General features: G+C 72.3%; 5 protein-coding genes. All 5 read left to right on the forward strand.

The window, feature by feature from the left end; all coding sequences use genetic code 11:
* Nucleotides 1-126: 126 nt before the first annotated feature.
* On the forward strand, nt 127-1,935 hold the full coding sequence (locus tag AC3WLN_RS23670; RefSeq protein ID WP_492485379.1) for an adenine deaminase: 1,809 nt from the start codon (nt 127-129) through the stop codon (nt 1,933-1,935).
* Between the two features lie 229 nt (nt 1,936-2,164).
* On the forward strand, nt 2,165-2,350 hold the full coding sequence (locus AC3WLN_RS23675; RefSeq protein WP_463769028.1) for a hypothetical protein: 186 nt from the start codon (nt 2,165-2,167) through the stop codon (nt 2,348-2,350).
* Nucleotides 2,347-2,628, forward strand: coding sequence for a hypothetical protein (locus AC3WLN_RS23680; RefSeq protein WP_492485384.1), 282 nt, complete (start codon nt 2,347-2,349; stop codon nt 2,626-2,628). The genes AC3WLN_RS23675 and AC3WLN_RS23680 overlap by 4 nt, the downstream gene beginning before the upstream one ends.
* 109 nt (nt 2,629-2,737) lie before the next feature.
* Nucleotides 2,738-2,890 carry a hypothetical protein gene (locus AC3WLN_RS23685; protein ID WP_463769026.1) on the forward strand — a complete coding sequence of 51 codons (153 nt, stop codon included), beginning with the start codon at nt 2,738-2,740 and terminating at the stop codon, nt 2,888-2,890.
* A 55-nt stretch (nt 2,891-2,945) separates the two neighbouring features.
* Entirely contained in the window at nt 2,946-4,073 is a 1,128-nt protein-coding gene (locus AC3WLN_RS23690; protein ID WP_492485382.1) for a COX15/CtaA family protein, read from the forward strand.
* The last annotated feature ends 234 nt before the right edge of the window (nt 4,074-4,307 follow it).

The raw sequence follows: 4,307 nt of genomic DNA on the forward strand, positions 1-4,307 counted from the left end.
GCACGGCCCCGCCGTCCCCGTTCCCCAGGCGGGCCGCCTGTCGCCCGGGGCCGTGCTCTGGCACGATGCGTGCGCCGGAGCGCGGCAGGGGCCGGGCGGCCGGCCCCCGAGGACCCGGGAGACCGCATGACCGACACGCGACCGCTGACGCGCTTTTCCGTCGAGCCCCTGAGCCGGATGACGCGACACCTCTCGGCCGTGGCCTCGGGCCGGGCCGAGCCGGATCGCGTCCTCACCGGCGCCCGCCTGCTCTCCACCTATTCCGAGCGTCTCCTGCCGGACCGCGAGGTCTGGATCGCCGGCGGCCGGATCGCCGCGGTCAAGCCGGCGGGCACCTATCGCGGGGGCGCGCCGCGCCAGGACCTCGCCGGCGGCCTGCTCGCGCCGGGACTGGTCGATCCGCACCTGCACATCGAGAGCAGCATGGTCACGGCCTGCGCCTATGCCGAGGCCGCGCTCCTCAACGGCACCACCACGATCGTCTGCGACAGCCACGAGATCGGCAACGTCCTCGACACGGACGGCATCGCCTGGATGCTGGAGGATGCCCGCGCCGCGGCGCTGAACATCTACCTCACGGTGCCGAGCACGGTGCCGGCGACTTCGCCCGAGCTGGAGACGGCGGGGGGCAACCTCGACGCGGCCAAGATCGCGGCCCTGTTCGACGCCTGGCCGGAGGCGATCGGCCTCGGCGAGAAGATGGATTTCGTCGCGGTCTGCGAGGGCGATCCCCGTGCCCATGCCATTCTCCAGGCCGCCCTGGAGCGCGGGCGCCCGGTCTCGGGCCACATCTACGGGCGCGATTTCGTGGCGGCCTATGCCGCCAGCGGCGTCACCGACACGCATGAGGCCATCGACCGCGACATTGCCGACGACCTGCTCGAGGCGGGTGTCTGGATCTACCTGCGCGGCGGTCCGCCGACGACTCCCTGGCACAGCCTGCCCAAGGCCATCGGCACGATCCTGGACTACGGGGCCGCGGCCAAGCGCATCTGCGTCTGCACCGACGACCGCGACGCGCAGGACCTCCTCGCCTTCGGCCTGGACTGGGTGGTGCGCGAGGCGGTGCGCATGGGCATCCCGAAGGTGCAGGCCTGGTCGATGGGCTCGCTGCATCCGGCCACCCGCTACGGCCTCGACGGCGAGATCGGCGGCTTCGGCGGCGGCCGCCGGGCCGACCTCGTGCTCCTCGACGACGACCTCGTGCCCCAGTCCACCTGGTACGGCGGCGAATTGGTGGTCGAGAACCGGCGGATCACCCCGCGCCTCGACGCCGCCCTGTCGCGCCCCTACCGCTATCCGGCGCCGGCCTACGCCACCATGCACCTGCCCGACCCGCTGCCCGCCCTGATCCCGGACCTGCCCGCGGGCCCGTGCCGGATCAACGCGATCCGCACCACGCTGCCGGGCATCGAACTCACCCACGAGATCGTCGAGCTCGACCCCGGGCCGGACTGGCCCGCGACGCTGGCGGCCAACGACCTCTGCTTCGTCACCGTGATCGAGCGCCACGGCCGGGCCGGAAACGTCGCCCACGGCCTGCTGCGCGCCTTCGGGCTGAGGCGCGGCGCGGTGGCGAGCAGCGTCGGCCACGATTCGCACAACGTCATCGTCGCCGGCCTGAACGAGCCCGACATGCGCGTCGCCCTCGATGCGCTCAGCGCGATCCAGGGCGGTGTCTGCGTGGTCGAGGACGGCCGCGTCGTCGCCCTGGTTCCGCTGCCGGTGGCGGGGCTCCTGTCGGACAAGCGCGTCACCGCCGTGGCCGAGGAGGTCCGGGTGCTGAAGGAGGCCTGGGACCGGGCCGGGTGCAGCATTCCCTATATGGGGTTCAACCTCATCCCGCTCTCGGTCATCCCGGAGATCCGCATCACCGACAAGGGCCTGGTCCTGGTGCCGGGGATGCGCATCGTGCCGCTGTTCGAGGCGGCCTGACGCGATTTCCCGCGCGACGCCCGGGAACCGTCGCCGCCGGCAGCCGTTGTCAGGCAGGTCTCAACAGCCTCTCGATCCTCCCAAGCTTACACAGCCTGCATGCCGTGATCGGCGCGCGGGCTGTTTCTTTGTCCAGGACCCGCCGGGGCTTTCAGCCGCCGGATCGACGGATCACCGGAAGCGGCGGGCGGAGGGAGGAGGCGCCTGACCTGTCCTGGGAGTTGCCCCGATGCGTAGTCTTCTCACCCTCATCATCGTCGGCGCCGTCGCCTTCGTGCTCGTCGCCATGTACGTGGCGCCCGGCCAGCCGGAGCTGCGGACCTGGTACCTGCGCAATGCCTGCGAGCACCTCGACAAGGTGTCCCCGCAGATCTGCGCCCCCGCGCGGAAGGCCGAGAGCGGGGTCCCGACCTGAACGCGATCGACTGGTTCTTCCGTAACCGTCGCACCGGGGCGATCACGATCGGGCAGTGGCCGAACGCGCCGCTCCTGATCTTCATCGCCTGCGCGGCGGTCGCCTGGCTCGATGGGCCAGGCGGCCGGATCGGCCCGACCCTGCGCGTCGTCGGCGGGGTCGCCCTGGCCTGGTGGGCCGTCGACGAGATGGTGCGCGGCGTGAATCCCTGGCGCCGATGCCTCGGCGCCGGCGTCCTCGCCTTCCTCGCCTGGAAGCTCGTCCTCACCCTCCAGTGAGGGCCGAGCGGTCCGTGCGCGCGCGTTCGCGCCTTGCACAACCCCACGCGTGACCTATCATCCGTCGCGCACGCGGCATCGATACACGCGCGCGGGAGGATTCGGACGCATGACGTTCTTCATCGGGATCGCGGGGCCCTGGATCGTCATCGCCGTACTTGAGATGCTCGCGCTCGCCCGGCAGCGGGAACTCGATGCCGACGGCCTCGCGCCGGGCGGTGCGTCGCCGCTGAGCGTTGCCCACAGCGCCTACCTCGCTTAACCCGCATCCATCCGTGGTGCGCCGAGCGGCGCCCGGGCGGGATGCGAGGAAGACCGTGGTGCGAGCAGGCGATCAGGCGACCGGCGTGAAACCCGGACAGCGGGGCGTGCGGATCTGGCTCTACCTGCTGGCCGCCCTCGTCGTCGGGATGGTCGCGGTCGGCGGCGCCACGCGGCTGACCGGCTCCGGACTCTCGATCACCGAGTGGCGTCCCGTCACGGGCGCGGTCCCGCCGCTCTCGGCCGAGGCCTGGGCCGCCGAGTTCGACAAGTACCGCGACACGCCCCAGTACCGTATCCTGAACCAGGGCATGGGATTGGCGGACTTCAAGGTCCTGTATGCCTGGGAATGGGGCCACCGCCTGCTCGGGCGAATCGTCGGGCTGGTGTTCTTCCTGCCCCTGCTCTGGTTCTGGTGGCGCGGCGCCCTGACCCGCCGCCTCGGCCTCGGCCTCATCGGCCTCGGCATCCTCGGCGGGCTCCAGGGGGCGATCGGCTGGATCATGGTCGCCTCGGGCCTGCAGCCCGGCATGACCGCCGTGGCCCCGCTCAAGCTCGCCCTCCATCTCACCACCGCCAGCCTGATCCTGGCCGGGCTGGTCTGGCTCGCCGCCGGCCTGCGCGCGCCCGATCCGGCCGCCGAGGCCGACACGCCGCGCCTGCGCCGGACGGCCGTGGCGATCATGGCCCTCGTGGTCGTCCAGATCTTCCTCGGCGGTCTCGTCGCCGGGTCGAAGGCCGGCCTTCTCTACAACACCTGGCCGACCATGGACGGGCACCTGGTGCCGCCGGCGGCGGAGCTCTTCGCCGGAACACCCTGGATCGAGAACTTCGTCGACAACCTCGCCCTGGTGCAGTTCAACCACCGCCTGACCGCCTACCTGCTCCTCGTCGTCGCGCTGGTCCATGCCCTCGACGCCCGCCGGACGCGGCCGGGTTCGGGCACGGCCCGCCGGGCAACCGGCATCGCCGGCCTCGTGGTCGCCCAGGCCGCCCTCGGCATCACCACCCTGCTGCTCGCGGTCCCGCTCTGGGCGGCGCTCGCGCACCAGGTCTTCGCCATGGCGGTGCTCACCATGGCGACGGTCCATGCCCGCCGCGCCGGACAGGCCGCCGTTCCGGCAGCGCTCGGCCGCCCCTCGACCCCGTTCGGCTACGAGGCCCTCTCGGGACGGACGGCCTGAGGGACGGGCCGCCCGAGGGACGGGATGCGCCCCGTCCCGGCATGTGCGCCTCCCCACATCGCGACCGCACTGCAGCGAACCACCCGCGTCCCCGCACGTTCGATCCCCGCCCCGGAAAGGCACGGGGCCTCAAGGCCCGCTTTTCCCGACGCCCTTGAACCGCGAGAGGACGACCCCTGCATGCAGGATACCCAGACCCGGCGCACGCCCGCTTCCGAGCCGACCCTCCCCGAG

The sequence above is a fragment of the Methylobacterium sp. FW306-05-D genome (assembly GCF_058782155.1).

Coding starts and splice junctions, on each gene's coding strand:
- AC3WLN_RS23670 (WP_492485379.1), top strand. CDS start 127: ATGACCGACACGCGACCGCTGACGCGCTTTTCCGTCGAGCCCCTGAGC.
- AC3WLN_RS23675 (WP_463769028.1), top strand. CDS start 2,165: ATGCGTAGTCTTCTCACCCTCATCATCGTCGGCGCCGTCGCCTTCGTG.
- AC3WLN_RS23685 (WP_463769026.1), top strand. CDS start 2,738: ATGACGTTCTTCATCGGGATCGCGGGGCCCTGGATCGTCATCGCCGTA.